Source organism: Sphingomonas sp. (assembly GCF_031380695.1).
Lineage (GTDB): Bacteria > Pseudomonadota > Alphaproteobacteria > Sphingomonadales > Sphingomonadaceae > Sphingomicrobium.
Map to the genome: position 1 here is coordinate 1 of NZ_JANMWY010000269.1, position 3711 is coordinate 3711.

Below are 3711 nucleotides of genomic sequence, written 5' to 3' on the forward strand. Positions count from 1 at the left end.
CGGAGTTGGCGGAGATATTGGCGCTGGCGGCGCGCGTGCCCGATCATGGCAAGCTGTTCCCGTGGCGGTTCGTGACGATTGGGGCGGAGCAGCGCGATGCCCTTGCGACATTGCTCCAGCGGGCGCTGGCGGCCGAAGACCCCGATGCGCCACGCCTCAAGCAGGAGAAGGCCGACGAGTTCGCGCACCAGGCGCCGTCGCTCGTCGTCCTGATTTCCGCCGCCATCGCCGACCACAAGATCCCGCTGTGGGAGCAGGAGCTATCAGTCGGCGCGGTGGCGATGAACCTGCTGCTGGCGACCCATGCGATGGGCTACGTCGGCGGGTGGATCACCGGCTGGCCGACGTACTCGCCGATGGTTGCGGCGGCCCTGTGCGCGCCGGGCGAGCGAATTGCCGGTTTTTTCTTCCTCGGTTCGCCCGGTCGGCCGCTGGAGGAGCGGCCCCGTCCCGAGGTGACGCAGGTCGTGAGCGCATGGTCCCCGCCTGCGGTGTGACAATTGCTATCGCATGCGCCGTGCTGTATTACAACAGCATGACGCTTCGCTCGACTCACGAAAAACCGGTTTATGTGCGTCTGCGCGAGGTGATTTCGGACGCGATTCTGCCGGGCGGTTCAACGACGGCGACCCCCTGCCGTCGGTCCGCACGCTGGCCGTGGAGGAAGGCGCCAACCCGCTGACCGTGGCCAAAGCCTATCAGGGATTCCAGGACGAGGGATTGGTGCTGGTCAAGCGCGGCATCGGCATGTTCGTCGCGCCGGGTGCCCGCGCCCGCCTGCGCGAATCCGAACGCGACCGGTTCATGACCAGCGAGTGGCCCGCCATTCGTGAACGCATGGCGCGGCTGGGGATCGATCCGGGCGAGTTGATCGAGGGCGAGAAGGCTTAGGCCAGCGCGGCCGCCCCTGCCGACGTCAACGCTTCCATCCCATAACCCGCTGCCCCCGCCAGGCCGATCGCCTCACCGACCACCACCGCGCCGAAATAATCGGATGCGGCGCGGGTGCGCTGGTCGAACTCGCCGTCACCGACCGCCGCGCGCGCCGTGCGTTCCAGCAACCATCCCGCAACCAGCACCGCACACATCGTCAGGAACGGCGCGCTGCCGGCATTGCGGTCGTCCGCCCCGGTGGCACGCATCGCCACCGCAATTACTTCGACCGCATCCGCAAGAGTCATCAGGCGCGGATTGGAAATCTCGGCGCGGATGTCGGCGAGCAGCGCGTCGAACGCCGCGCCGCCGTCGAGCCCCAGCTTGCGCCCGACCAGATCCGCCGCCTGAATCCCGTTGGTGCCTTCGTAGATCGGGGCGATGCGCGCGTCGCGCAGATGCTGCGCCGCGCCGGTTTCCTCGACGTAGCCCATGCCGCCATGAACCTGGATCCCGATGCTCGCGATGTCGCAGCCGATGTCGGTCGCCCACGCCTTGGCCAGCGGGGTCAGCACCTCCGCGCGAAGCCCCGCCTCATGGTCGCCCGCCGCCTTCCGATCGAGCTGCCCGAACGCATAATAGGTCAGTGCCCGCGCGCCATTGGTCAGCGCGCGCATCCGCAGCAGCATCCGCCGCACATCGGGATGATCGGCGATGGCGCGACCGTGCTGGCGGCGGTCGAGCGCATAGGCCACCGCCCGCTGGGTCGCCCGCTCGCCGATCCCGACGCCCTGCAGCGCGACATTGAGCCGGGCGTTGTTCATCATCGTGAACATCGCCTTCATGCCGGCCATTTCCGCGCCGATCAGCCATCCGGTCGCCCCCTCGCCACCGTCGCCGAACGCCATGACGCAGGTCGGCGAGGCGTGAATGCCCAACTTATGTTCGATCGAGACGCAGCGAACGTCGTTGCGGCTGCCGTCGGCAAGGAATTTGGGCACCAGGAACAGCGAGATGCCGCGCGTTCCCTCCGGCGCGCCGGGCGTGCGGGCGAGAACCAGGTGAACGATGTTCCCGGCCAGATCATGCTCGCCGTAGGTGATGTAGATCTTCGTGCCCGTAATGCGCCACGATCCGTCCGGGACCGGTACCGCGCGGGTCTTGAGCGCACCGACGTCGCTGCCGGCCTGCGGCTCGGTCAGGTTCATCGTCGCCGACCATTCGCCGCTGACGATCTTCGGAAGCACGTCGGCCCGCTGCGCGTCCGAACCATGCGCCTCCAATGCCTCGATGCCGCCCATGCTCAGCATCGGACAGAGTGCGAAGCCGACGTTGGCGGCGTTCAGATCCTCCATCAGCGCCGCCGACAGCGCCAGCGGCAACCCCTGCCCGCCGGCCGCGACCGGCGCGGCCAGCGTCATCCAGCCGCCCTCGACGAAAGCGGCATAGGCGGCCCTGTAGCCTTCGGGCATGGTCACCACCCCATCGCTCCAGCGCGCGCCAACCGTGTCCCCGATCCGGTCGAGAGGGGCGAACTGCCCTTCCGCAAACTGCGCCGCGCCGTCGAGCACCGCGTCGACCGTTTCCGCCGTCGCATCGGCGAAACGCTCGGTTGCGGCCAGTTCGGCGATGCGCACGACCTGCTCGAGGACCAGGCGCTGGTCGCGAACGGGGCAGGCGAGACTCATGCGGTTTTCCTTGGCTTGTGACGGCCGGGGCTATAGCCGCCACGCCATGCCCCCGCCAGCCATTCTCCCTGCAAATTCGGATGGAATTGCGAGCGCCGCGCGGCTGATCGCCGAGGGCCAGCCGGTGGCGATGCCGACCGAGACGGTTTACGGGCTGGCGGCGGATGCGACCAATGGCGAGGCGGTGGCGCGCATTTATGCCGCCAAGGGCCGCCCGAACTTCAACCCGCTGATCGTCCACGTCGCTACCCAAGCGGCGGCGGAACGGATTGGCGTGTTCGACGCGGCGGCGCGGGCCTTGGCTGAGCAGCATTGGCCGGGGCCGCTGACCTTGGTCGTACCGTTGCGCGCGGACGCCGGGATCGCGGCGCTGGTGACGGCTGGCCTCGCGACCATCGCCCTGCGCGTCCCGGCGCACCCGGCGATGCAGGCTCTCCTCGCCGCAACGGGCATGCCGCTCGCCGCCCCTTCGGCCAACGCGAGTGGCAAGATCAGCGCCACGCGGGCCGGGCATGTGCTGGCCAGCCTCGGCGACCGCATCGCGCTGATCATCGACGGCGGACCATGCGAGCGCGGGATCGAGAGCACGATCGTCGCCGCGACCGGCGGGCCGTTGCGGCTGCTGCGCCGGGGACCGATCGAGGTCGATGCGGCGGAGCAGGCTAGTGGACCAATCGAAGCACCCGGCCAGCTAGCCAGCCACTACGCGCCGTCGAAGCCTTTGCGGTTGGAAGCAATCACTGCCGCAGATGACGAGTTCCACATTGGGTTTGGCACTGTGACGGGCGATGCGTCGCTTAGCCTGTCGGGCGATCCGGTCGAAGCAGCGGCGCGGTTGTTCGACTTGCTTCACCAGGCCGACGCTTCATCGGCGCCCAGCATCGCAGTGGCACCGGTACCGGGTGACGGTCTTGCGGCAGCAATCAGGGACCGATTGAAGCGCGCGGCGGCTCCAAAATAAATCGTCATTCCCGCGAAAGCGGGAACCCAGTCTTTCCTTGTTTGCGCTGGGTCCCCGCTTTCGCGGGGATGACGAAGATATGTTCGCTCGACTATTAAGCGCTAACGTCGCTTTTCAGCTTCAACTGGCTCTTGCGCAATTTCGCCAGCTTCGGCGGGATGGTCGCCAGGCAGTAGGGGTTGCGCTGGC

3 protein-coding genes and 2 pseudogenes are annotated in these 3711 nt (G+C 68.0%); 3 read left to right on the forward strand and 2 right to left on the reverse strand.

The genetic code is table 11. The annotated features are described in order from the left end of the window. Window positions 1-497 (forward strand): nitroreductase (locus RMN84_RS09650; RefSeq protein ID WP_309611960.1); only part of this gene is annotated, 497 nt, incomplete at its 5' end. Window positions 498-535: 38 nt separating this feature from the next. Then, window positions 536-891 (forward strand): annotated as a pseudogene (locus RMN84_RS09655) (GntR family transcriptional regulator). Here the strand turns inward: RMN84_RS09655 and RMN84_RS09660 are convergent. After that, the gene (locus RMN84_RS09660; RefSeq protein WP_309611961.1) at window positions 888-2561 is read right to left on the reverse strand and encodes an acyl-CoA dehydrogenase family protein; all 1674 of its coding nucleotides are present in this window, start codon (window positions 2559-2561) and stop codon (window positions 888-890) included. The pseudogene RMN84_RS09655 and the gene RMN84_RS09660 sit on opposite strands and share 4 nt — an antisense overlap. A 46-nt stretch (window positions 2562-2607) precedes the next feature. Here RMN84_RS09660 and RMN84_RS09665 point away from each other — a divergent pair, with 46 nt between their 5' ends. After that, the gene (locus RMN84_RS09665; RefSeq protein ID WP_309611962.1) at window positions 2608-3522 is read left to right on the forward strand and encodes an L-threonylcarbamoyladenylate synthase; all 915 of its coding nucleotides are present in this window, start codon (window positions 2608-2610) and stop codon (window positions 3520-3522) included. A gap of 94 nt (window positions 3523-3616) precedes the next feature. Here RMN84_RS09665 and RMN84_RS09670 read toward each other — a convergent pair. Further along, window positions 3617-3711 (reverse strand): annotated as a pseudogene (locus tag RMN84_RS09670) (peptide-methionine (S)-S-oxide reductase); the annotation flags it as partial.

What these genes read in the sequence shown, in the direction of transcription:
- RMN84_RS09660 (WP_309611961.1), bottom strand. Translation starts at nt 2,561, where the DNA reads ATGAGTCTCGCCTGCCCCGTTCGCGACCAGCGCCTGGTCCTCGAGCAG.
- RMN84_RS09665 (WP_309611962.1), top strand. Translation starts at nt 2,608, where the DNA reads ATGCCCCCGCCAGCCATTCTCCCTGCAAATTCGGATGGAATTGCGAGC.